Consider the following 25,023-nt stretch of genomic DNA (forward strand, 5'->3'; position numbering starts at 1 on the left):
TATCTTTTTAGTGCCCTCGGATTGGGTCATAGTGTCTGTCCGTCCTCTACCTGCGGAGTTGTCCTGCTCCGGGGCACTCATTGGGGACAGACTTAAATGAGTGCTCGCAGAATGAGAGTGGATAGTCTGCCGTTTATAAGTAGTTGTTGGGGACGTTCTTGTTGTTTGACTAGTCGTTTAAGAACGTCCATTACTACCTTTCAAACCTGGCAGTTGGGGACGTTCCTTATGTGCTGGCACTTGGGGAAACTCCTTGCGCCAGCGGACGCGGTTTGCTTGCTGGTATTGCCAGATTGTTGGGCGTTCTCCAAGCCCTGTGGGCAAAAAATGCCAAATATGAGTACTGTTGCTGCTGTAGTGCCATATTGTTCCCACAAAATAATGGACATAAAGTAAATATGTTCATTAACGCTAGTACATATAAGCCTGATACAGAGCTGATTGAGCAATGTGGAGGTGCATACAAGCTACAAGAGCGGTGTTTTGGGTCGTTTTGGCTGTTACTAAAAAGGTAACAGTACTCATATTTGCCATTTTTTGCCCACAGGGGCTGGAAAGGACCGTCAATTCGGCTCCAGGGGATGCGGTCCAAGGGCCGCAGAACGAAAAATGGGGGCGCTGGTTGTCCTGCGCCCCCATTCTTTGGGCATTGCGGTTGTTTGCCGCCGGTTTTTACGCCGCCTCGTCGAACTGCGAGTTATACAGATCGGCGTAGAAGCCGCCCTGGGCGAGCAGCTCGTCGTGCGTGCCCTTCTCGACGATGTCGCCGTCGCGAATTACCAAGATCACGTCGGCGTTGCGGATCGTGGACAGGCGGTGCGCGATGACAAAGCTCGTGCGGCCCTGCATCAGCGCATCCATGGCGCGCTGAATGAGTTCCTCGGTACGGGTATCGACGTTGGAAGTCGCCTCGTCCAAAATCAGCGCCGGACGGTCGGCCAAAATGGCACGGGCGATGGTCACGAGCTGGCGCTGACCCTGCGACAGGTTGGTGCCCTCCTCGTTGATCATAAAGTCGTAACCGCCGGCGAGCGTATGGATAAAGTGGTCGCAGCGTGCGGCGCGTGCGGCGGCCTCGACTTCGGCATCGCTCGCATCGGGGCGTCCGTAGCGGATGTTTTCGCGGATGGTGCCGTTAAACAGCCAGGTATCCTGCAGCACCATGGCAAACTCGCCGCGCAGCGCCGCGCGGTCCCAGTCGCGCACGTCGACGCCCTCGACGCGCAGCGAACCGCCGTCCACGTCGTAAAAGCGCTGCAGCAGCTTGATGAGCGTGGTCTTGCCGGCACCGGTGGGACCGACGATGGCGATGGTCTGGCCGGGCTGCGCCTCGCAGCTAAAGTCGTGGATGATGGTCTTGTCGGGCGCGTAGCCAAACTTGACGTGGTCGAACTCCACGTGACCGGGGCGCTTCTCGGGAATCTGCGCGTCGGCCTTCTGCTCTTCCTCGGGCGCGGCCAGGAACTCAAACACGCGCTCGGTGGCAGCTGCCATCGACTGCATCGTGTTGCTCACGTTGCCCAGCTGCTGCACGGGCTGCGTAAAGTTGCGAACGTACTGGATAAAGCTCTGGATGTCGCCGGGCGTGGCATTGCCGGTCAGCGCGAGCTGCGCACCCACCACGACGACGCCCACGTAGCCCATGTTACCCACCAAGCTCATAAGCGGCATCATCAGGCCCGACAGGAACTGCGAGCGCCAGCCGCTAATAAAGAGGCGGTCGTTTTGGCGGTCGAACTCCTCGATCGAAGCCTCGGCGCGGTCGAACACCTGAATGACGTTCTGGCCGGCAAAATCCTCCTCGATAATGCCGTTGACGGTGCCCAGGACCTGCTGCTGCTCGCGGAAGTACGGCTGCGAGAAGTGAATCATCACCATCAAGATAATCGCGGCGGCCGGCAGCGTGAGCACGGTGACGCCGGTGAGCGGCAGGCTGATCGAAAGCATCATGACGAGCACGCCGATAATCTGCGTGACGGACGTAATAAGCTGCGTCACGCTCTGGTTGAGCGACTGGCCGAGCGTATCGACGTCGTTGGTGATGCGGCTGAGCACATCGCCCTTGCTGTGACCGTTGAAGTAGCTCATCGGCACGACGGCGATCTTGGCGGCGATCTCCTTGCGCATGCGATAACAAATCTTTTGCGTGACGCCGGTCATGAGCCAACCCTGGATGAGGCTGCAAACAGAGCTCGCCAGATACAGGCAGAGCAAAAAGCCGAGCGTCTTGGCAATCCAGGCAAAGTCGACATCGCCGGTGCCGTTGACCTTGGCAACTAAGCCCTCGAACAGTTTGGTGGTAACCTGACCGAGCACCTTGGGCCCCACAATGTTAAAGATGACCGAGCACACGGCAAAGGCGACGGCGGTAAACACGGCAATCTTGTGCTGACCAATATAGCCGAGCAGCTGCCTCATGGTGCCCTTAAAGTCCTTGGCCTTTTCGCCGCGACGCATGCCGCCCATGCGGCCCATGGGACCACGCTGGCGGGTGGGCTTGGGAATCTGAGTCTTGGTCTCGTCTGCCATTAGCGCTCGCCTCCTTCCATGACGGCTGCAATTTCTTCTTGGGTAAGCCCCAGCTCCTCGGCGGAAAGCTGCGACTGTGCGATCTCCAGGTACGCCGGGCAGCTGCGCAGCAGCTCCTCGTGCGTGCCGGTGCCCACTACGTGGCCGTCGTCGAGCACGATGATCTGGTCGGCGTGCATGATGGTCGCGATGCGCTGGGCCACGACCACGAGCGCGGCGTCGGTAACGTTTTTGGCCAGCTCCTCGCGTAGGCGCGCGTCGGTCTTGTAGTCGAGGGCACTAAACGAGTCATCGAACACCACGACCTCGGGCTTTTTAGCCAACGCGCGGGCGATGGCCAGACGCTGGCGCTGACCACCCGAAACATTGGAGCCGCCCTGGCTGATGGGGGAGTCGTAGCCGCCCTCGCGCTCGGCGATAAAGTCCTCGGCCTGGGCGATGCGTGCCGCCCGGTGCATGTCCTCGTCGCTCACCATGTCGCCGGCAAACTTGAGGTTACTCTCGACGGTGCCCGAGAACAGGCGCCCCTGCTGCGGGATGTAACCAATACGGCGGCGCAGCTCGGAAAGGGTCATGTCGCGCACGTCGATGCCGTCGAGCGAAATGCTGCCGCCCGTGACGTCGTACAGGCGCGGAATCAGCTGCACAAGTGTGGACTTGCCCGAGCCCGTGGAACCAATGATGCCGAGCATCTGACCGGCGTGCGTGGTGAAGTTTACGCCGCTGATGACGTCGGCGCGGGCATCGGGATACTGGAAGCTCACGTCGCGGAAGGTGAGCTCACCGCGCGGCGCGCTGGCCGCGGGCAGTTTGGGCGAGACAGGGTCGTTGATGCTGGTGGGGCAAGTGATGACCTCTTCCACGCGCTCGGCTGCGACCTCGGCGCGGGGCAGGATAACCGAAACCATGGTGAGGATCATAAACGCCATGACGATCTGCATGGTGTAGGAGATAAACGCCATCATGTTGCCGACCTGCATCACGCCGTCGGACACGCCCTGCGCGCCAAACCAGACGATAAGTACGGTGATGCAGTTCATGACGAGCATCATGAGCGGCATCATAAAGCTCATGGCTCGGTTGGTGTAGAGCTGCGTGGTCATCAGGTCGAGCGAAGCCTTGTCAAAACGTTCGAGCTCATGCTCCTCGCGGTTGAACGAGCGGATGGGCATCAGGCCATCGAGCAGCTCGCGGGCGGTAAGGTTCACGCGGTCCACAAAGCTCTGCATCTTTTTGAACTTGGGCATGGTGAGGCCCATGAGCACGCCGACGACAGCCGAAACCGCGATGATGGCCACAGCGATGGTCCACTCCAGGCCGGTATGGTTGGCCAGGACGCGCATGACGGCGACGATGCCCATGACGGGAGCCATCAGGCACATGCGGATAAACAGGGTTGCGGCCATCTGAATCTGCTGAATGTCGTTGGTGCAGCGGGTGATGAGCGAGGCCTGGCTAAACTTGCCCACCTCGGCCGGCGAGAAGTGCATAACCTTGTTGAAGGTCTCGCGGCGCAGGTCGCGGGCGATGGAGCAGGCGGTGCGCGAAGCCACGGCGCCGGTCAGGATGGTGGCGACCAGCGACACCAGACACAGACCAAACATCGTGGTCGCCATGCGGCCCAGGTAGGCGTTCTGCACGTCAGCGGGGTCGATGCCCTGTGCCTTGTACTCGTCCTGCACGTAGCTCACGGCGCGCTGGGTGACGATGGAGCCCGACATGGAGCCCATTTTGTCAGCCATATCGTTGGCGCCCTCGACGAGCTTGCCCTGATCGATAAGACCGCCTTCAACGCCTAGGCGCAGGCTCTTCATGGTGATCTTACCGCCGTCGGCGTCGATCTGCTTTTGCATGCTCTGCGCGGCTGCGGCCTTCTGCTGCATCTCGGCGAGCTGCTCGGGCGTCATCGCTGCCATCTGCTCGGGGGTGAGCATGGCCTGAGCGGCGCCGCCATCGCTTGCCTCGGTGGATGCGCCGGTCATGTCGCCCATGGAGTCGGCGTCAATGCCCTGGTTGAAGGCGAGCACGACGGTCTCAGGCAGGCTCATGATGTCGGCAATCTTGTCGCCATCGCCGCGCTCCTCCTCGGTGCCCTTGTACGTTCGAATGCCGTTATTGTCCGCCTTACTAAACACGGCCTCCACAGCTTTGGCGTCCTTGGCGCTCATAAAGAGTTCGAGGTCGTCGAGCGATTCGGCGCGAATGGTGTCGGGCACGGGCGAGGCGATGCCGCCTTGCTGCACGCCCACGTCGACGATGTCGCTCATATAGGTAGGCAGCGCCAGATCGGCGTTGCAGCTGATTACGATAAGTACGATAGCTGCGAGCAGTGCCAGGACATGCTTTTTAAAGAGCTTGAGAATCCTCACTCGGCATCTCTCCTTTCTTGATTGTGGTCGATAATTTCGTTGGCACGCCTTAGAAGACGCACCATCTCTTGGGTATCTGTTTCGCCGAGCTGTTCGAGGAAAGCCGCGGTGCGGTCCTCGAATTCCCGGCGTTTGATTTCGAGATCCTGGAATCCCTTGTCGGTCACTATGACGTGTACGCGACGACGGTCGGTCTTTGAGTGCTCACGCTCAACCCAGCCCTTGGCTTCGAGAGCGCGTAGGATATTGGCAATGCGGGCGTTCGAGACCCAGGCGCGATCAGCGAGTTCGCTCGGCGTGAGCGAACCGCCAGCGAGCATAAGGGCGCGCATGACAGCCATCTCGCCGCTGAGAGCTTTGTCCACAAAGCGCGAAACGCGCTGGTGAATGCCGCCAAACTCGGTAAGGAGCTGACTCCCAAGCTCATGGAAATCGGTATCTTCCACCGAAAACCCCTAACACTAGAAACTATTTTCGGTGAAAGATGATACCCCTGCACGCGCGCCCTATACGGTAGATTTTGAGACATGCCTAGAAAACTACCTTTAGGCGACCTCCGTACACCGTCGGTGCCAGTAAAGTTTGGGGCAGATCGTTAGGCATGTCCTAAAGCCTACTCAGAGGCGCTTTACCCTGCTAAAGCTGGCATAACAGCTAGAGTGAACGTCGTACAAAGGCAAGGAAAAATACCAAACAAATCGGTGAACGGTAGTTGTTCGCGCTCGCATTTCCTGCGGATTTGTTAAAAACGCCCTAATGGTATAAAAAAAGAAACATATAACAGCCCTGATGAAGGGGGTAGCTATGTTATCCTTCTCAAACGGGTGAAATCTTGGGTTTTGGGTTGCAGTTCCAAGGTGGACAAACGTTTTTCCCTGTACCAACGTGTGGTGAAGAACGGAAGAAGCCGGTAGTGCAAGCCGATAATTCAAGAATTCAATAAGCAGCGGTGTGAGAGAGCGCCGCATTACACGTAACTAGGAGCGTGGTTACACAATGCAGGAGGCATGGGAAGGCTTCAAGGAAGGCATCTGGACGGGAGAGGTTGACGTCCGAGACTTCATCCAGAAGAACTACACCCCCTACGAGGGCGACGAGTCGTTCCTCGCCGGCCCGACCGAGCGTACCAAGGAGCTGTGGGGCGAGGTTCTCGACCTGCTGCTTAAGGAGCGCGAGCAGGGCGGTGTCCTCGATATGGACACCAAGACCGTCACGGGTATCGTGAGCCACCCCGCTGGCTACATCGATAACGCCCACCGCGAGAAGGAGACCATCGTCGGCCTCCAGACCGACAAGCCGCTCAAGCGCGCTCTGCACGTCAACGGTGGTATCCGCATCGCTTGCCAGGCCGCCAGCCAGCACGGCTACAAGGTCGACGAGAACGTTGTCGAGCGCTACACCTTCGAGCGCAAGACCCACAACGCCGGCGTCTTCGATGTCTACACCCCCGAGATGCGCGCCTGCCGTTCGGCCCACATCATCACCGGTCTGCCCGATGGCTATGGCCGCGGCCGCATCATCGGCGACTATCGTCGTGTCGCCCTGTATGGTGTCGACTACCTGATCAAGGACAAGGAGGCCCAGAAGGCTTCCACCCCGACGGTCATGACCGCCGACAACATCCGCGATCGCGAGGAGCTGCAGGAGCAGATCCGCGCCCTCGGCGAGCTCAAGATGATGGCCGAGACCTATGGTTTCGACATTTCCAACCCTGCTACCAACACGCAGGAGGCCATCCAGTGGATGTACTTCGCCTACCTCGCTGCCGTTAAGGAGCAGAACGGCGCCGCTATGTCCATCGGCCGTACCTCTACGTTCATCGACATCTACGCTGAGCGCGACCTTGCCAACGGTACCTTCACCGAGGAGCAGATCCAGGAGTTCGTGGATCACTTCATCATGAAGCTCCGCATGGTCAAGTTTGCCCGTACCCCCGAGTACCAGGCCCTGTTCACCGGCGACCCGCAGTGGGTCACCGAGTCCATCGGCGGCATGGGTGTTGACGGCCGTACGCTCGTTACCAAGATGAGCTACCGCTACCTGCACACGCTCGAGAACATGGGCACCAGCCCCGAGCCCAACATGACCGTTCTGTGGTCGACCCGTCTGCCCGAGAACTTCAAGAAGTTCTGCGCCAAGACTTCTGTCGCCAGCTCCTCGATCCAGTACGAGAACGACGACCTCATGCGCGTTTACCACGGCGACGACTACGGCATCGCCTGCTGCGTGTCCTCCATGCGCATCGGCAAGGAGATGCAGTTCTTCGGCGCCCGCGCCAACCTGGCCAAGTGCCTGCTGTACGCACTCAACGGCGGTGTTGACGAGGTCTCCAAGAAGCAGGTCGGCCCCAAGTATCGCGCCGTCGAGGGCGATACGCTCGATTACGACGACGTTGTGGCCAAGTACAACGACATGATGAAGTGGCTCGCTGGCGTGTACGTCAACTCGCTGAACATCATTCACTACATGCACGACAAGTATTGCTACGAGCGCATCCAGATGGCTCTGCACGACAAGCACGTGCACCGCTGGTTCGCTACGGGCATCGCTGGCCTTTCCGTCGTGGCTGACTCCCTGTCCGCCATCAAGTACGCCAAGGTCCACCCCGTCCGTGACGAGAACGGCATCATCGTCGACTTCGAGACCGAGGGCGAGTTCCCCAAGTACGGTAACGACGACGACCGCGTCGACCAGATCGCTCACGACGTTGTGCACCAGTTCATGGAGTACATCCGCATGAACGACACCTACCGCAATTCCGTGCCCACGACCTCGGTTCTGACCATTACCTCCAACGTCGTGTACGGTAAGAAGACCGGCTCCACGCCCGACGGCCGCAAGGCTGGCCAGCCGTTCGCCCCGGGTGCTAACCCCATGCACAAGCGCGATAGCCACGGCGCCATCGCTTCGCTGTCTTCGGTTTCCAAGCTCCCGTTCCGCGATGCTCAGGACGGCATCTCCAACACCTTCTCCATCATCCCGGGTGCGCTCGGCAAGGAGGACCAGGTGTTCTTTGGCGATATCGACCTTGATCAGCTGGGCGAGTAACTATTGTTAGTGCTATACTAACAATAACGATTACTGATTAGCGCGCCGGTTTCGGCCGGCGCCTATCGATCGAAGGAGACACATTATGAAGGTTTCTGAAGTTTCCGAGACTCAGGCCGATAACCTGGTCCACATGCTCGACGCTTACGCCGAGAAGGGTGGCCACCACCTGAACATCAACGTCTTCAACCGTGAGACGCTGCTTGACGCTCAGGCTCACCCCGAGAAGTACCCGCAGCTGACCATCCGCGTTTCCGGCTATGCCGTGAACTTCCACACGCTCACCAAGGAGCAGCAGGACGAGGTCATTTCGCGTACCTTCCACGACAAGTTCTAAAGGGGTTTAACTCCCGCAGGATCGCCGGGCCGCTTTGGGTTACTTTCCAAAACGTCCTCGGACATGCAAAGGGCTCCGCTGCGCGCTTCGCGCGGCGGAGCCCTTTGCGTCCTGCGGAAATGTTTTGGAAAGTAACCCAAAGCGGCCCGGCGGGGGTCCTGTGTAGTCACCCTTTAGGCGGAACTCTCCTAATTATTTGGATGAGTCGTTTACTTACTTGTGCTGTTACCGTCTTCCCGCTGTTGTTGGGGTATGCTTTGTTCGTATGTAAACGTTTGACATGTTGATGGGGGAGGGTGCTATGGCTCGCGAGGGCGCTCGTTCTAAGGATTCTGCTAAGCCTGGCATCAAGGAAGTTGCAGCGGTGGCGGGGGTTTCGCCTACTACGGTATCTCGCGTGCTTAATAATCGCGGCTATATTAGCCAAGAGACCCGCGATAAGGTCCATGCCGCGATGGAGCGCATCAACTATACGCCCAACGATATCGCCCGTGCCATGCTCAACGGTCGCCTGAATCTTATCGGTATGATCGTTCCCTTTGTGAGCAGCCCGTTCCATGCTCAGGTTGTGCAGGCGGTCGAGCGCACGTTAGCGGAAAACGGCTTTAAGATGTTGCTGTGCAACAGCGCCAATCGACCCGATCTTGAGCGTTCCTATATTGACATGCTCCGCCGCAATATGGTCGACGGCGTCATCGTCAACTCCCTCAATATCGGTGCCGAGGCATATGCCGAGATGGGCTTGAGCCTGGTTGGCATCGACTGCGATCTTGGCGAGGGCTCTGTCCAGATTGCAAGTGACAGCTACGGCATTGGCGAGCTCGCCACGCGCCGTCTGATTGATGACGGCTGCAGGCGTATCCTGTGCCTGCGCAGCAATAGCCGCATGCGTATGCCTGCCAATAAGCGTACCGATGCCTACTACGATGTTGTGGAGCAGGCCGGTTTGCCCGCGCTTGTCCGCGAGGTCGAGTTCATTAAGTCCGACGACGAAAAGAGTGCGGTCGTTGCGAAGATCCTCGATGAGAACCCCGATATTGACGGCATCTTTGCGGGAGACGACACGATGGCGGCCATCTGCCTCAACGTTATGAAGCAGCGCGGCTTGAGCGCTCCGGATGATATTAAGGTCGTGGGCGCGGATGGCGCCCGCCGCACTATGACGTTTATGCCTGACTTAACAACCGTACGTCAAGATATCGATCGCATCGGAGAGCTCGCGGCGCAATCCATCATCGCTCTTATTAACGGCGATAATCCCGAATCGAATATCGAGCTCCCCGTTGAACTCATTGAGGGCAAAACCGCGTAGTTCATCCCGTGCCAAAAGAATTCCTCAAACGCCTCTGATGACCGTTCACCGGCATATGTCAACCGTTTGCCGACGACTGGAACTGCGAAAAGACGTATTGGTGTGAAAACGTTTGACATATGAAAACGATTGACATATCTTGCCATTGTACCGAGTTAGTATGTCGTGGAAAGGAAGTCTCGGATGCACAAGGTGTATTACCATCCTGAGGGAATTTGGGTAGGCGACATCATGCCGTACGGCGAGGACGGCACGTTCTATCTCTATCATCAGCGTGACACGCGTAACCCCGAACCTTTCGGAGAGCCGTTTGGCTGGGCACTCGCTACGACCAAGGATTTCGTCAACTACAAGGACTTTGGCGAGAGCCTTGAGCGTGGCGGCGACGAGGAAGTCGACCAGTACATTTATGCCGGCACGGTGTTTAAGGTGGGCGACAAGTACCATGCGCTCTACACTGGTTGCAATCGCGATAAGGTCCGCGCACGTTTGATGAAGCAGGTTCTTCTTCACGCAACGAGCGACGACGCCGTCAAGTGGGAGAAGAACATCGCCGAGACGCTGCTTCCGCCCCAGGAGGGTTACGATGACCGCAACTGGCGCGATCCCTTTGTGCTTTGGGATGAGGAGAACGAAGAGTACATGCTCATCCTCGGCACGCGTGTGGGCGAGGACAAGCGTCTGATGACCGGCCGCCTGGTCAAGTTCACCTCCAAGGATCTGACCAACTGGGAGTTCCAGGGCGACTGGTGGAACCCGGGCCTGTACACCATGTTTGAGATGCCTGATCTCTTTAAGATGGGCGACTGGTGGTACCTCGTCTTTTCCGAGTACAGCGACGGCAACAAGACCCGTTACCGCATGTCCAAGTCCATCAACGGTCCTTGGATTACCCCCGCTGACGACTCCTTCGACGGCCGCGCGTACTACGCTGCTCGCACCGCATTCGATGGCGAGCGTCGCGTTCTCTTTGGTTGGGTTCCTACGCGTGACGAGGGCGGCGACCCCAGCTCTTACCTATGGGGTGGCACCTTTATGCCCCTCGAGATCGTTCAGCGTGCCGACGGAACGCTCGGCACCAAGCTCCCCGACAGCATGCTTGGCGCCTTTGGCGAGGCTAAGGCAGTCGAGACCTTTGAGCTTTCCTGCGAGTCGGGCAAGGTCGAGCAGGTGCTCGCCGCGGATGCCGGCTCCACCTACTTGCTCGATGCCGACATTGAGCTCGGCGGTAACGCTGCCGGCTTCTCGGTCAAGTTCGCCGAGGACGCCGAGACTGGTCTTGCCTATGAGTTCCGCGCCAACCTGCGCGAGGGCAAGCTCGAGTTCACGCCGGCTCCCCAGTACCCGTGGTTCCAGGTCAACAACATGGGCCTCGAGCGTCCGTTGTTCTTTAAGGGCGAGGGCACTCACCATGTGCGTCTGGTCGTCGACGACGACATCGCGACCATCTTTGTCGATGATGTTGCGCTCAACGCTCGCTTCTGCAACAAGCAGGGCCAGGGTGTGGCGCTTACCGTCACCGACGGTGCGCTCAAGTGCGCAAACGCAACGATCGCGTCTCTGTAGCGGCAACGAACCGTTTTATGATTTAGAAAAGGAATGGAGAAGAACATGGACTACAAGGCAGTGTCCCAGCAAGTCGTCGACAACGTCGGCGGACTGGAGAACATCGAGGGCGCCACGCATTGCGTGACCCGTCTGCGTCTGGTGCTCAAGGATACGAGCAAATACAACAAGGCCGAGCTCGAGAACATCGATGGCGTCAAGGGCGTGCTGTACAACAGCGGCCAGCTCATGATCATCTTCGGTACCGGTACCGTCAACAAGGTTTACGATGAGTTTATGGCTCTGACGGGCGTTAAGGAGATCAGTGCTTCCGAGGTCAAGGGCGCCGAGGCGGACAAGAAGGGCAAGTTCTTCTCGGTCCTCAAGGTATTCTCGGACATCTTTATCCCCATCATTCCCGCCTTCGTCGGCGCTGCAATCATCATCGGCCTTAAGTCGCTGATCGTTGCCAACGGCCTCTTTGGCATGGAAGGCAGCCTCGCCGATCACAGCGAGTTCCTCAAGAACCTCGCAAGCTTCTTTGCCATTATCGCCACCACGTTCGACTACCTGCCTGTCCTGGTTATGTACAGCGCGGTCAAGCGTTTTGGCGGTAACCCGATCCTGGGCATCCTCGTCGGTATCGTCATGGTTCACCCGAGCCTTATGAACCGCAACACGTTCGTTATGGACCCGACGGGTGCTGAGTACTGGAACTTCGGTCCGCTATCCATTCCCATGGTTGCTTTCCAGGGCGGTGTGTTCCCCGCAATCCTGACTGCCTGGTTTATGGCCAAGGTCGAGAAGATTGCCCAGAAGTACATCCCCGAGGTCGTTTCGTTCGTCTTTGTCCCGACCGTTACCCTGATTCTTGCTAACGTTGCCCTGTTCACCGTGTTCGGCCCGCTCGGCAACCTGATCGGTGACGTCCTCGCCGGCGTAATCGATATCCTGTACAACAGGATGGGCGTCTTTGGTGCCTTTGTCTTCGCCGCGTTCCTGCAGCCGCTCGTCGTTACCGGTACGCATCAGTTCATCCAGGGTATCGAGGCCAACCTCGTTGCCACGACCGGCTTCAACTACATCCAGGCCATCTGGTCGGTTTCCATCATCGCCCAGGGCGGCGGCGCCATCGGCATGTACCTCATTCACAAGAAGCATTCCAAAGAGCGCAACATTTGCATGTCGTCCTTTATCCCGACGCTGGTCGGTATCTCCGAGCCCGCAATCTTTGCTGCAAACATGCGCTACTCGATTATTCCGTTCATCTGCGCATGCATCGGTGCAGGCTGCGGCGGTGCCTTCGTGAAGCTCTTTGAGGTGCGCGCCATCGGTCAGGGTCTGACCGGCGTGCTTGGCCTGCTCATCGTCACGCCCGAGACGCTCGTGTGGTATGTGGCTGGCAATCTCATCGCCTTTATCGTGCCGATCGTCTTGATCTTTGCCTACAACAAGGCAAAGGGCGTGCCGACCACTGATGAAGAGGGCGCTGGTGCTGGCTTTGATGTCAGCTTCTAGTTGAGCCGTTCAGCGTAATCTGAGGATAAGTCCATTTGGGGAAGGGCGTTCGACTCGTGTGAGTCGAGCGTCCTTCCCCATAGACGAGAAAGTCAACGGCGATGTTTAATCAAAAAAATAAGGTGACACGCGCGGACTATGAGCAGTGGCGTGCCGGACAGGATGAGACGGCGGGTCGCATCGCGTCCGACCCCGATAGGCTCCTGTTCCATGTGGAGCCTGAGCTTGGCTGGCTCAACGACCCCAACGGTTTGGTGCAGATCGGTGATACGTATCACATCTATCACCAATACGATCCATTCGATGCTGCGCATGGCGGTCCAGTGCTTTGGAATCATCTGACAACAAAGGATTTTGTGACGTACGAGAATCGCGGCCCTGTGCTGTTCCCCGATTCCGATTTGGATTCGAGCGGAGCGTATTCTGGTTCTGCCTTTGTACACGACGGCAAGATTCACTACTTCTATACCGGCAACGTCAAGCATTTTGACCGCGATGATTACGACTACGTGTTGACGGGCCGTGAGCAAAACCAGATTCATGTGGTTGCCGAGAACCCCGACGAATTGGGCGAGAAGCGCATAGCTGTTGGGCCGGTCGATTACCCCGACGATATCGGTACGCACGTGCGTGATCCCAAAATCCTTGAACACGATGGTATCTACTACATGGTTCTGGGCGCTCGTACGAAAGACGACCGCGGCTGCGTGCTTGTCTATACCTCGAGCAATCTAGAGGACTGGAGCTATGCGACGCGCATTGAGTTGGGCGAGAAGTTTGGCTTTATGTGGGAGTGCCCCGATCTGTTTGAGCTCGATGGTGAGCTTATTCTCGTTTGCTGTCCGCAGGGTGTGTCCGCCGATGGATGGCGTTACCGCAATCCGCACCAGTGCGTGTGGTTTCCCATCGAGGCCGATTGGGAGGCGCCGAGTTTTAAGATCGCCGGGCAGGGCATGCCCCCGATGGTCGATGCCGGCTTTGATTTCTACGCACCGCAGTCTTTTGAGGATGCTGCGGGTCGGCGTTTGATGATCGGGTGGTCGGGTTGCCCCGATGCGACGGCAAAAAGCCCGACGGTGGCACGCGGGTGGCAGTGCGCGTTGACGGTGCCGAGAAAACTGAGCATGCGCGATGGTAAGCTCTGTCAGCAGCCGGTGCACGAGATTGAGAGGATGCGCGGCGACTGCGTTTGCGCGACAGGCGGTGAAACCGTTGAGGAGCCGGGCCGCCTGTTTGATCTTGTGGTTTCCTGTGAGGGCGCCCAGGTGATCGAGCTCGAAATCCGCAAGGGTGTCTTTGTGCGCTATGCAGACGGGATGCTTACCCTCGACATGGGTGACGAAGGCTATGGGCGCGACCAGAGGTCGATCGAGCTCAGCGAGCTTCGCGACCTGCGCGTGCTTTCGGACACTACGATGGTCGAGATTTTTGCAAATGGCGGCGAGGCGGCACTTACGAGCCGTACCTATTCGCCGGCGGTTCCGGCGATGGAGCTGCACGCCGAGGGTGCGGCATCGATGAATTTCTACCGCCTCGTGCATTAACCGTGCGTGGAGCACGATTGGATTTGCTGGACGGAATGTGTCGCAGTTGTCGCGGCCAACTACCGCTTACCGCATATAGCGACCGTTTGCGGAATAAGTAACCCTCCTTAATAAACCGTGTGGAATCCTAGATAAGCACGGAGTTTTCCAGGGAGACGCTGTCCTTTGTTGTGTGCAAGGGGCGGCGTCTCTTTGGCGCTTGGACGCCGTTGTGCAACAGTGCGGCGGCGCGTGCCATGTATTGAAAAGCCAATGTCGAGATGGGTCGTGATAATAATGGGCAAGTACGTAATCGTGGTTGAGTCTGGGTCGGATGTGACGCCGGAGCTCTGCGAGCGCTACGGCATCGTGCGCGTGCCCATGCATGTCACGATTGGTGACGAGACCGTCGAGGACGGCTCGATCGATCCGCTCGAGATTTATTCGCGCTGCAACGAGTTTGGCGTGATGCCCAAGACCAGCGGCTGCGCGCCTGCGGATTTTGCTCACGTGTACGACCGCATTCACGCTGAGCAGCCCGATGCGACTATTCTGCATCTCGCGTATTCCGAGGCCACGACCTGCTCGCATCAATCATCGAAGATCGCCGCCAAGGGTCGCGACTACGTGTTCTCTATGGACACGCGCTTTGTCTCGGTAGGCCAGTCGCTCGTTGTCGTCGAGACCGCCAAATACATCGAGGCTCACCCCGATGCCACCGTCGACGAGATCTTTGCATTTACGAATTCCGTCATGGACCGCGTGCTGCTGGGCTTTGTTCCTACCGATCTTGCCTTTCTTAAGGCGGGCGGTCGCTTGTCCAACGTCGCATTCCTTGGCGCCCATCTGCTCAAGATTAAGCCCTGCATTGAGGTGACGGGCGGCAAGTTCGTGGCGACCAAGAAGTTCCGCGGCTCTATGCTCAAGTGCGCCCGCGCCTTTATTGACCACATGGTTGCGAAGGGCGAGATTGACTACTCGCACATTGGCCTGGCGTATTCGGTGGGCCTTTCCCAGGAGCTGCGCGATGACATGGAGGTCTATGCGCATGATCTGGGCTTTAAGGACGTTACCTGGACTCAGGTCGGCGGCGTCATCTCGAGCCATTGCGGCCCGACCGCCTTAGGTGCGGTGCTCACGCTTAAGGCGTAAAGGCCGCAGGCGAGCGTTCTTCAGCCTGACATCTCGACGTAGCCCCCAGCCATGGTGATGGGGGATAGATTAAAACGTGCCGTTCTAGTCCGAGACGTTTAAACGCAAACGCATGGGCTAGAATGACTCTGGCATTTTAATTGGTTGCATCCAAGGAGAGGCAAGGTAGCGCGAATGGCAGAAATGACGCTTGAGGGTGTGGACGCTCGTCCCGAGGACTCTGCGTTTGCCCTTGGCCGCGTGCATTCGATCGAGACGATGGGAACGGTCGACGGACCCGGCATCCGCTTTGTGGTGTTTGTTCAGGGCTGTCCCATGCGCTGCGCGTATTGCCACAATCCCGATACCTGGTCGGTCAACGGCGGCACCATGGTGACCGTCGAACACCTGATGGATGAGTTCCAGAGTAACCACGAGTTCTATCGCAGCGGTGGCATTACGGTGTCCGGCGGCGAGCCGCTCCTGCAGCCCGAGTTTTTGGCCGATCTGTTTCGTGCTATGCATAACAACCCCGATGGCCGTGTACATACCTGCCTAGATAGCTGTGGCTATGCATTTGACCCCAACCACCCCGAGAAGTTCGATGCCGTGCTCAACGAGACCGACATGGTACTGCTCGATATTAAGCATGCCGACCCGGTCGAGCATAAAAAGCTGACCGGTTGCGATCCCGCACGCATCTTGGCGTTCGGCGATGAACTTGCACGTCGCAAGATCAAGGTCGTTATCCGCCACGTGGTGGTGCCGGGCATTACCGACACGGTGGAGGAGTGCGAGAAGCTCGGTCGCCTCATCGCTCCATGGCACAACGTGGTGGGCCTGGAAATGCTGCCGTATCACACGATGGGTGTCGTCAAGTACGAGCAACTGGGCATTCCCTATAAGCTTGAGGGCGTACCTCAGATGGATACCGCGCGCATGCCCGAGCTGCGCAATGCCGTTATGGCCGGTATGAAAAAGCGCCGTGCGGAGCTCAGGTCGGCCATCGGCTAACAAGCCATTTTTGCCCCTTTATGATACCCGAGCTGTACTGGCCTAACGGCTTGGTGCTGACACGGTTGAGCCAAAATGCTGGTACCATACCGTGGATAAGCAATTTGCACGGATTTGGGGGATGGCATGGCAACCATCGCGATCATAGGCGCACTCGAAAAAGAGGTTGCGCAGATTAAGGAAGAGCTGAGTGGCACGCATGAGTCGCAGGAGGCGGGCTTGACCGTTGTGAACGGTGGGCTTTCGGGTCTGACAGTAGTCGCCACGACGGCAGGCATGGGGACCGTGAACGCCGCTGCCGCAACGCAGCATCTCATCAGCAAATACGCCCCGCAGGCCGTTGTGTTTTCGGGCATTGCGGGCGGCCTAAACCCTAAACTCCATATTAACGACGTGGTTATAGGCAAGTGCCTGCGCTATCTGGATACCGATACGGCACTCATCGCCGAGTCCGCGCCGGGGCTCGAGGAGTTTGTCTCGACACCGGCGTTGGCTGATGTTGCCGCCGCCGTGCTTGCCGAGCATGGATTTGTGGATGCCTCGGCGGATGAGACTTCTGCGGAGAAGGACCCCAAGCAGTTCCTGTGTGGCACTATCGCCACGGGTGATCGCTTTGTTACGGGTGACGCCATGCGTAACGCTGCGATTGAGGCCACGCATGCCGATTGCGTCGAGATGGAGGGCGCGGCAATTGCGCACATCGCGGCCAAGAATGGTGTCGATTGCCTGGTACTGCGCGCTATCAGCGATAATTGTGACGAGGCATATGACGCGTTTTGCGAGCGCGAGTTCGATCTGGACGAGTACGCTCGCACCGCGAGCGGCATCACGCTTGACATCGTTCGTCGTATCGCCGCCGCGCAATAGCACGCCCGTTTTGTAAGAACCTACGACCAAGGAGTGTCCATGGCCGATTCAATTAACTACCAGCTTGCCAAGTTCGTCGCCAGCTACGGCAAGGTTTCGCAGATTCCCGAGTCAACCTGTCCCGAGGTGAGCTTCGTCGGCCGCTCCAACGTGGGCAAGTCCTCCATCATGAACAAACTCTTTGGCCGCAAGAACCTGGTCAAGGTTTCGAGCACGCCGGGCAAGACGAGCAACATCAACTTTTTTGAGGCCGACGACGTGCATTTTGTGGACCTGCCGGGCTACGGTTTCGCCCGTCGTTCCAAGGCCGAGCGCGACCGCTGGGCTGAGCTTATCGGCGACTTCTTCGACTCAGAGCGCAGCTTTAACCTGGTTGTGTCGCTGGTGGACATTCGCCACGACCCCAGTAAACTCGACCATGACATGATCGACTACCTGCAGGGCAACGAGTTCAACTTTATCGTCTGCCTCACCAAAGCCGACAAGCTCAGCCGCACCCAACAGGCCCGCCAGGCAGCAGCCATCAAAAAGCAGCTCAACGTCCCGGCTGAGAACGTAATCATCACAAGCTCCCAGACCGGCGTGGGCATCGACGAACTCAAGCGCCGCATCGCCGAGGCCTGCCTTTAGTCAGGCCGCGGCCCCTCAAAAGCTCTTATCAATATCACCTCAGTGATAGTTATTGGTAAACTATCACTGAAGTGATATTTTTGGAGGTCGATATGGAGCTTTGGCATGGGTCGGACGTTGTTGTTGATCATCCATCGTTGGATAAATGCAGACAATTCAATGACTATGGGCGCGGGTTTTATTGCACACCGCATGAGGAAATGGCAATGGAGTGGGCATGTCGAACCGAGTCTGATGGCATTGCCAATCGATATGAGCTTGATTTAGATGGCCTTTCGGTCTTGGATTTAGAGTCTGGGGAGTTTTCAATCCTCAATTGGCTTGCGATTTTGGCCGACAACCGGGAGTTTAATGTCTCGACGCCGCTGGCACGCGAAGGACTTCGGTATTTGCTGGACAACTGCCTGATTGATATTTCTCCTTATGACGTCATTCGAGGCTATCGCGCTGACGATTCCTACTTTTCGTTTGCAAGACAGTTCGTTAACGGCATGATTTCGCTCAGGCAACTGCAGCGCATTATGTTTTTGGGGGATTTGGGCATTCAATATGCGCTTATGAGTGAGCGCGCGTTCTCGGCGATCAGGTTCCGCGATTGGAAGCAGGCCTCAGGAGCCGAGTTTTATCCCAAACGATTTGAGCGAGAACAGAACGCTCGACGAAAGTACCTGGATACGGTAAACGGATTTGACTCTGATGGTGTCGACATTAGGGATTTGATGGCAGGGAGGGTTGATTTAAATGATCCAAGAGTTAACGGATTGTGGGCCGAGTAGGACATACCCCGTCTATTACCTTGAGGACGCAATGAACAACCTCGGGGATTGCTTCGACTATGCCGTTAACGATTACGGAGCAGAAGGATCGGAAGTTGCTGAACTCTTTTGCCTGAGCGGGGTTGCTCGAGAGTTTGAGCGCGGCAATGCATGGGTAGTGTCGGGAAAATCGGGTGTTGAGCTGTTCGCGCTTATCGCCGAAAGGTCGGGCTATCAAAACGGGCCTATACCGGACTGCACCTATCGATTTGAGAAGACGCCGGAATATTGGGCGGGCTGGATGCTGGCATACCTGCAGTGGCGCCTAGGAGAGTCTTTCGAAGATCTGCTGCATGTCGTTCCGTTTGACGCGCTGCGCAACCTGTACTACCCCTGGCATGAAGCCTCAGAGGAACGTGTGGCGAGTCTTGTTTGCGATATGGCGAAGAAAACACCTCGTCAAACCAAGCTAGCACTAGCAAGAAAGAGGCTTAAGAAAACCCAACAAGACTTGGCATACGAATCGGGCGTATCACTCCGCTCAATCCAAATGTACGAACAGCGCCAACGAAACATCAACGAAGCCTCGGTAACAACCGTAAGAGCTATAGCAAAAGCCCTCCACTGCAATATCGAAGACCTCCTAGAACCAGTCTTCGAATACAAAGAAACCAGCGCAGCGTAAACCAAGCACGCAGCCGATGCCCGCCTCTAGGAAGTGCTCCAGCCTAGCAAGAGCCCCTATCAATAAAAAGCCAAACTATCGGCCCAGCGCCCCTTCAAAGCGTGGGTCCCTGTAGACATCCTCAGCAAGGTAGGCGCAGGGACGGTCGGGATGTTCCCTCAAAATCATTCCGCAGCGCGAAGGCCCCTTGTCCGTCGCTCCGTAGGAGCAGGACAAGGGGCCTTCATGCGCGAGGACGATTTTGAGGGAACATCCCGACCGTCCCGGACAGGTATATGAGGAGGATGTCTACAGGTACTCGATTTGAGCGCCCTCGGTGTCGCACGTGAGGATATGCGTATCACACTTAGGGAACTGCTCGCGCAGCTTGACCTGCAGGAACTTTGCCACGATGGTGTCGTCAGTCACGGCCATGAGGGTCGAGCCCGAACCGCTGATCCAGATGGTCTTGGCGCCGCCGTTAAGGCAGGTGTCGCGCACGGCGTTGTAGTCGGGAATCAGACGGCGACGATAGGGTTCCTGGATGCGGTCGTCATTGGCGGCGGCAATCAGGTCGAGGTCACCAGTCTCCAAGCCGCGCGTCATACCGGCGATGCGGCCCATCTGCCACACGGCGGTGGAGAGCGGAATCTCCTGCGGCACGACCTTGCGCGCCTCGCTCGTGTGTACCTCGTAGGGCGGAATCACGGTAATAAAACGCAGGCGATCGCTCACCTCGTAGCGCAGGCACTGGGGGAGCGAATCGGTCGGCGTAAAGGAGCAGACGGCGCCGCCCAGGATGGCGGGGGCGACGTTATCGGGATGGCCCTCGACTTCGGTGGCAATGCGAACCAGCTCGGCGCGGTCGACGGTGTGGCCTGTCAGTGCGGCGGCGGCCATAATGCCGGCGACGACGCAGGTGGAGCTGGAGCCCAGGCCGCGGGCGACGGGAACGTCAGTCTGAATGTCGATGGCAACGGGAAAAGCCGTCTCGCCCCATGCGGCCAGTGCATCGACAAAGCTGACGTAGACCAGGTTGTCCTCGTTTTGGAACTCTTCGGGGCAGCCCGTGATGGTGAGCTTATCGGCGCGCTCGAAGGTGAAGTGCGAGTAGAGGCTGACGGCCATGCCGAGGGTATCGTAGCCAATGCCTAAGTTTGCGCTGGTGGCGGGGACGGTGATTTTGATCATGGGAATCTCCTGGGCGGTCTGCCTGTTTAGTTCGCTGCTCGGGCAGTCCTGGCTCGCTCGGAAAGCACATTAAGTGCTTTCCGGCTCGTGCGGAACTCGCGACGAACTAAACAGGCAGACCCGCATGTCAGTTCGTCATCATCCCGGTGGGTATCTGATAAAAGAAGGTGCGCCGGCTTTCGCCGGCGCCTTATAAGGGGTTTAGTTGGTTGCTATCTTTTTTGCAGCCTGCTCTACGTAGCTGGCCATCTCATCGACGTCGCAGACGTCTTCGAAGCGGACGGGCTTGGACTCGAGTTCGGCGAGCTGGGCTGGGGCGACCGTGTTGGTTGCCTGCTCGAGCACGCGCATGGCCTCAAAGTCGTCCTCGGGAACGTCGAGGCCCAGGGCATCGCAGCAGGCGCGCGGGAACTTGTAGGGGCTGGCGGTCGAAAGCAGCACGCGGGCCTTGGCGCCCTCGGTGGGGGCGACCTGCTCAAAGACGTGATAGCCGCAAGCGGTGTGCGGGTCGATCACGTAGCCGTTGGCATCCCAGCAGCTCTTGATGGCGGCGCGAACCTCGTCCTCGCTGGCCCAACCGCAGCCAAATACGCTCTGGATCTTGGCCAGCAGCTCGGCAGGCACCTCGTAGCGACCGGTCTGGGCAAGCTGCTCCATAAGGCCGGCAACGAGCTCGCAGTCGCCGTCGGACAGGAAGTAGAGCATGCGCTCCAGATTAGAGCTAATAAGGATGTCCATCGACGGCGAAATGGTCGTGAAGAACGGACGGTTGCGGTCGTAGACGCCGGTGGTCAGGAAGTCAGCGAGCACGTTGTTCTTGTCGCTGGCCACGACGAGTTTGGCGACGGGCAGACCCATGCGCTTGGCGTAGTAGCCGGCCAGGATATCGCCAAAGTTGCCGGTCGGTACGCAGAACTCCACGGCATCGCCGGCCTCGATGGCGCCGGCGCGCAGCAGCTGCGCATAGGCGGCAAAGTAGTAGACGACCTGCGGCACCAGGCGGCCGACGTTGATGGAGTTGGCGCTCGAAAGCACGGTGCCGGCGGCCTCCAGGCGCTCGGCCAGCTCCTTATCGGCAAAGATGCGCTTGACGGCACTCTGGGCGTCGTCGAAGTTGCCGCGGATGCCGCAGACGGCGACGTTGCCGCCCTCCTGCGTGGACATCTGCAGATTCTGCACGCGGCTGACCTTGCCCTCGGGATAAAAGACGGTGATGCCCGTGCCCGGGGCGTCGGCAAAGCCGGCGAGTGCTGCCTTGCCTGTGTCGCCCGACGTGGCGGTGACGATCATGATGCGCTCGGCGCCGCCGTCCTTGGCGGAAGTGCGGGCCATCAAGCGGGGGAGCATCTGCAGGGCGACGTCCTTGAAGGCGCTCGTGGGACCGCCAAAGAGCTCCATCACATAGGTCTGAGGGGCGTCAGCGCCCGGCGCAGCGTCGAGTTTGACGAGCGGCGTAACCTCTTCACTCGCGAACGTGCCGCGGTATGCCTCGTCGACACACGCCGAAATTTCTTCGGCCGTGTAATCATTCAGTAACATTCCCAACACATCTTGAGCGATTTCAAAGTACGATTTATCTGCAAGCGAGCTGATATCGACCTGCTGGGTGCCGAGCTCGTCCGAGACAAACAAACCCCCGTCGGGAGCGATGCCGGTACGGATTGCCACCTTACTTGAGCACGATAAAGTGCGTCCTCGTGTACTATGATAAGTTCCCATATAACACTGCTCCTCGGATGCCTTGGTCCCAATCGGTGAAACCATGGTATCAGAGCGCGCAAAATAGGTTCGCAGAGGCTTTTTAGAAAGGTAACCTCCAGCCCATGATTAAGATTGCCAAGTTTGGCGGCTCGTCGGTCGCCGACGCCGAACACTTCAAAAAGATCAAGGCCATCGTCGACGCCGACCCTGCCCGCCGTTTTGTGGTGGTTTCCGCCTGCGGCCGCCGCTTTAAGGGCGACACCAAGGTGACCGACCTGCTCTATCTGGTCAATGCGCACGTTAAGTACCACGTGTCGTGTGAGGAGCTGCTCGAGGACATCGGCCAGCGCTATTTTGATATCGCTGATGAGTTGGAGCTCACCTATCCCATCCGTGAGGAGTTCGCGGCCTTTGCCGAGCGCGCCCGCTCGGGCGGCTACTCCACCGAGGAGCTTGTGAGCCGTGGCGAGTACTTTACCGCTCGCCTGATGGCTGAGTACCTGGGCCTACCGTTCCTGGACGCCGCGACGGTTGTGGCGTTCCATCACGACGGTACGCTCAGCATGAATCGCACCTCCGAGCTGGTGCAGGAGTATGGCCAGCAGGGCGGCTTCGTTATGCCTGGCTTCTACGGCGCGACGCGCGAGGGCCAGATCAAGCTGCTCGATCGAGGCGGTGGCGATATCTCGGGCTCGATCTTGGCCAAGTGCCTGGGCGCCGACCTGTACGAGAACTGGACCGACGTCTCGGGCTTCTATTCTGCCGATCCGCGTATTGTTCCCGAGGCTCAGCCCATTGCGCGCGTTACCTACGAGGAGCTGCGCGAGCTTTCGTACATGGGCGCAAGCGTCCTGCACGAGGAGGCCGTGTTCCCCGTGCGCGAGGCGGGTATTCCGCTGGTCATCAAGAACACCAATGCGCCGCAGGACCCCGGTACCATCATTAGCGAGACGGCTGATGAGGGCGAGGCGGAGCCCATCATTACCGGCGTGACCGGCAAGCGCGGCTTTGTCGCCATCAACGTTGCCCGCGACCGCACCAAGCCCCGCGTTGGCTTTATGCGCCGTGCGCTTTCGGTGTTCGAACGCTATGACGTTTCCGTCGAGCACATGCCCACCGGTGTCGACCGTTTTGGCGCCGTGGTGCAGGAGCAGGACGTGCACGATTCGCTGTACTCGCTCGTTGGTGACATTCAGCAGGAGGTCGAGCCGCTCGAGATCGAGGTTGTCGAGGGTCTGGCGCTCATCGCGACCGTCGGCCGTAACCTGCGCGGTCGTGCAGGCATCTCGGGCCACCTGTTTGGCATGCTTGGCCAGGCCGGCGTGAGCGTGCGCATGATTTCGCAGAGCTGCGACGAGATCAATATCATTATCGGTGTCGAGGAGAAGGACTTCGACCTTGCGATTCGGACCATTTACCGTGCCTTCTCCGATGAGAACGGCATTGTGAAGGTCTCCGATCTGGAGGCTCCCGCGCCGGCCGATCCCACCCTGGCCGCGCTCAAAAAGTAGCGACTGCTCGGTAGATTTTTGGGTCATGTCTCAAAAATCTACGGCGGGGCGTTTCGTTTCGGTTTCGTTTCGACGGGGCGGGTTTCATGCCCGCCCTGTTCTTGTATAAACTGGCAACAATAATCGGCCTGCTCGGCGTGCGGGCAAAAGCCACAACCTTTAAAGGGGGAAGCATGAAACAGTACACGGTTGCTATTTTGGGCGCGACGGGAGCCGTGGGCACCCAGATGCTCGAGTGCCTCAACGAGCAGGAGTTCCCGGTCGGCAAGCTCAAGCTGTTGGCAAGCGCACGCTCCGCGGGCAAGACCGTCGAGTTCCGCGGCGAGCAAATCGTGATCGAAGAGGCTTGCCCCGAGGCCTTTGAGGGCTGTGACATTGTGCTTGGCGCTGCCGGCGACGATATCGCCAAGGAATTGCTGCCCGAGGCCGTAAAGCGCGGCGCCGTCGTGGTCGACAACAGCCATGCCTTCCGCATGGATCCCGAGGTGCCGCTGGTCGTGCCCGAGATCAATGCCGACGACATCAAGTGGCATCACGGCCTTATCGCCAACCCCAACTGCGCGACCATCATCGGCCTGGTTCCCACGTGGCCGCTGCATCAGCTCGCCGGCGTGAAGCGCATGATCGTCTCGACGTACCAGGCGGCTTCGGGCGCTGGCGCTCCCGGTATGGCCGAGCTCGAAGCGCAGCTTGCTGCCCTGGGCCGTGGCGAGGAGATTCCCGAGCCGCGCGCATTTGCCGCCCAGCTGGCGAGCAACCTGATTCCGCAGATTGGCGGCGTCAAGGAGGAGGGCTTTACCTCTGAGGAGATGAAGCTACAAAACGAGGGCCGTAAGATCATGCACCTGCCCGAGCTGCGCGTGAACTGCACCTGCGTGCGCGTGCCTGTGCTGCGCTCGCACTCCGAGAGCATTACGCTCGAGTTCGAGCGTGACATTACGGTTGACGAGGCCCGTGTTGCGCTGGCTGCCGCTCCGGGCGTGAAGCTGGTTGACGACATGAGCGCCGAGGATGCGCACGATCGCTTCCCCATGCCGATGGATACGTCCGACCAGGACCTGATCTGGGTCGGTCGCGTGCGTCGCGACATCTCGAACCCCGAGGCCACGCGCGGTATTACCTTCTGGTGCTGCGGCGACCAAATCCGTAAGGGCGCGGCAACCAACGCCGTCCAAATCGCTAAGCTGCTCTGCGAGTAGTGCGACCTGTCCGGCGGGGGCCGGGCTTAGTTTTCAGAACGTCCTCGACCATGTGTGGCGCCTTGTCCTGCTCCTTCGGAGCCGCGGACAAGGCGCCACACTGGTCTGCGGAGTGTTCTGAAAACTAAGCCCGGCCCCCGCCTGCGGTGACTCGGCTGCGAGCGGCCAGCGATGGGGCC

Annotated in this window: 19 protein-coding genes; 14 read left to right on the forward strand and 5 right to left on the reverse strand. The window is 58.6% G+C overall.

Features of this window, described 5'->3' with window-relative positions:
• Positions 1-672: 672 nt before the first annotated feature.
• Genes DWY03_RS06360 through DWY03_RS06370 form a run of 3 tightly spaced genes read right to left on the reverse strand, consistent with a single transcriptional unit; the run spans position 673 to position 5,344 of the window.
• Complete coding sequence (locus tag DWY03_RS06360) at positions 673-2,529, reverse strand: ABC transporter ATP-binding protein (RefSeq protein ID WP_117840214.1); 1,857 nt, start codon at positions 2,527-2,529, stop codon at positions 673-675.
• Positions 2,529-4,898 (reverse strand): ABC transporter ATP-binding protein, encoded by a 2,370-nt coding sequence (locus tag DWY03_RS06365; RefSeq protein ID WP_117840215.1) that lies wholly within the window; start codon positions 4,896-4,898, stop codon positions 2,529-2,531. The genes DWY03_RS06360 and DWY03_RS06365 overlap by 1 nt, the downstream gene beginning before the upstream one ends.
• Complete coding sequence (locus DWY03_RS06370) at positions 4,895-5,344, reverse strand: MarR family winged helix-turn-helix transcriptional regulator (protein ID WP_117840216.1); 450 nt, start codon at positions 5,342-5,344, stop codon at positions 4,895-4,897. The genes DWY03_RS06365 and DWY03_RS06370 overlap by 4 nt, the downstream gene beginning before the upstream one ends.
• Positions 5,345-5,894: 550 nt before the next feature.
• Here DWY03_RS06370 and pflB point away from each other — a divergent pair.
• The 12 genes from pflB to DWY03_RS06430 all read left to right on the forward strand — a co-directional run bounded on the left by pflB (position 5,895) and on the right by DWY03_RS06430 (position 19,263).
• The gene (gene pflB / locus DWY03_RS06375) at positions 5,895-7,946 is read left to right on the forward strand and encodes a formate C-acetyltransferase (protein ID WP_117629918.1); all 2,052 of its coding nucleotides are present in this window, start codon (positions 5,895-5,897) and stop codon (positions 7,944-7,946) included.
• An 85-nt stretch (positions 7,947-8,031) separates the two neighbouring features.
• Positions 8,032-8,283, forward strand: coding sequence for an autonomous glycyl radical cofactor GrcA3 (grcA3, locus tag DWY03_RS06380; RefSeq protein WP_117583521.1), 252 nt, complete (start codon positions 8,032-8,034; stop codon positions 8,281-8,283).
• 301 nt (positions 8,284-8,584) lie between these two features.
• The gene (locus tag DWY03_RS06385; RefSeq protein WP_231500803.1) at positions 8,585-9,595 is read left to right on the forward strand and encodes a LacI family DNA-binding transcriptional regulator; all 1,011 of its coding nucleotides are present in this window, start codon (positions 8,585-8,587) and stop codon (positions 9,593-9,595) included.
• Positions 9,596-9,778: 183 nt separating this feature from the next.
• Positions 9,779-11,161: a family 43 glycosylhydrolase gene (locus tag DWY03_RS06390; protein ID WP_117840218.1), complete on the forward strand. Its 1,383-nt coding sequence runs from the start codon at positions 9,779-9,781 to the stop codon at positions 11,159-11,161.
• Positions 11,162-11,206: 45 nt separating this feature from the next.
• Positions 11,207-12,658: a PTS transporter subunit EIIC gene (locus DWY03_RS06395; protein ID WP_052044095.1), complete on the forward strand. Its 1,452-nt coding sequence runs from the start codon at positions 11,207-11,209 to the stop codon at positions 12,656-12,658.
• Between the two features lie 101 nt (positions 12,659-12,759).
• Complete coding sequence (locus tag DWY03_RS06400) at positions 12,760-14,202, forward strand: glycoside hydrolase family 32 protein (protein WP_117840219.1); 1,443 nt, start codon at positions 12,760-12,762, stop codon at positions 14,200-14,202.
• 276 nt (positions 14,203-14,478) lie between these two features.
• A complete protein-coding gene (locus DWY03_RS06405; protein ID WP_231500802.1) occupies positions 14,479-15,333 on the forward strand; it encodes a DegV family protein in 855 nt (284 codons plus the stop codon).
• Positions 15,334-15,507: 174 nt separating this feature from the next.
• A complete protein-coding gene (gene pflA / locus DWY03_RS06410; protein WP_117766536.1) occupies positions 15,508-16,326 on the forward strand; it encodes a pyruvate formate-lyase-activating protein in 819 nt (272 codons plus the stop codon).
• A 126-nt stretch (positions 16,327-16,452) separates the two neighbouring features.
• Entirely contained in the window at positions 16,453-17,193 is a 741-nt protein-coding gene (gene mtnN / locus DWY03_RS06415) for a 5'-methylthioadenosine/S-adenosylhomocysteine nucleosidase (RefSeq protein ID WP_117766538.1), read from the forward strand.
• Positions 17,194-17,232: 39 nt separating this feature from the next.
• Positions 17,233-17,823, forward strand: coding sequence for a ribosome biogenesis GTP-binding protein YihA/YsxC (gene yihA, locus DWY03_RS06420; protein ID WP_089572350.1), 591 nt, complete (start codon positions 17,233-17,235; stop codon positions 17,821-17,823).
• A 92-nt stretch (positions 17,824-17,915) separates the two neighbouring features.
• Positions 17,916-18,599, forward strand: a complete 684-nt coding sequence (locus DWY03_RS06425; protein WP_117840221.1) for a DUF3990 domain-containing protein — start codon at positions 17,916-17,918, stop codon at positions 18,597-18,599.
• A gap of 31 nt (positions 18,600-18,630) precedes the next feature.
• The gene (locus DWY03_RS06430) at positions 18,631-19,263 is read left to right on the forward strand and encodes a helix-turn-helix transcriptional regulator (RefSeq protein WP_117840222.1); all 633 of its coding nucleotides are present in this window, start codon (positions 18,631-18,633) and stop codon (positions 19,261-19,263) included.
• A gap of 288 nt (positions 19,264-19,551) precedes the next feature.
• Here DWY03_RS06430 and thrB read toward each other — a convergent pair whose 3' ends face one another.
• Together thrB and thrC are read right to left on the reverse strand one after the other, a co-directional pair.
• Positions 19,552-20,433 (reverse strand): homoserine kinase, encoded by an 882-nt coding sequence (thrB, locus tag DWY03_RS06435; protein WP_117840223.1) that lies wholly within the window; start codon positions 20,431-20,433, stop codon positions 19,552-19,554.
• A 201-nt stretch (positions 20,434-20,634) separates the two neighbouring features.
• Positions 20,635-22,152, reverse strand: coding sequence for a threonine synthase (gene thrC, locus DWY03_RS06440; protein WP_117840224.1), 1,518 nt, complete (start codon positions 22,150-22,152; stop codon positions 20,635-20,637).
• Between the two features lie 104 nt (positions 22,153-22,256).
• Between thrC and DWY03_RS06445 the strand changes: the two genes are divergently transcribed.
• Entirely contained in the window at positions 22,257-23,645 is a 1,389-nt protein-coding gene (locus DWY03_RS06445; RefSeq protein ID WP_117840225.1) for an aspartate kinase, read from the forward strand.
• A 173-nt stretch (positions 23,646-23,818) separates the two neighbouring features.
• A complete protein-coding gene (locus tag DWY03_RS06450; protein ID WP_117840226.1) occupies positions 23,819-24,844 on the forward strand; it encodes an aspartate-semialdehyde dehydrogenase in 1,026 nt (341 codons plus the stop codon).
• The last annotated feature ends 179 nt before the right edge of the window (positions 24,845-25,023 follow it).

Origin of the sequence: Collinsella sp. AF23-2 (genome assembly GCF_003459245.1) — a bacterium.
GTDB lineage: Bacteria > Actinomycetota > Coriobacteriia > Coriobacteriales > Coriobacteriaceae > Collinsella.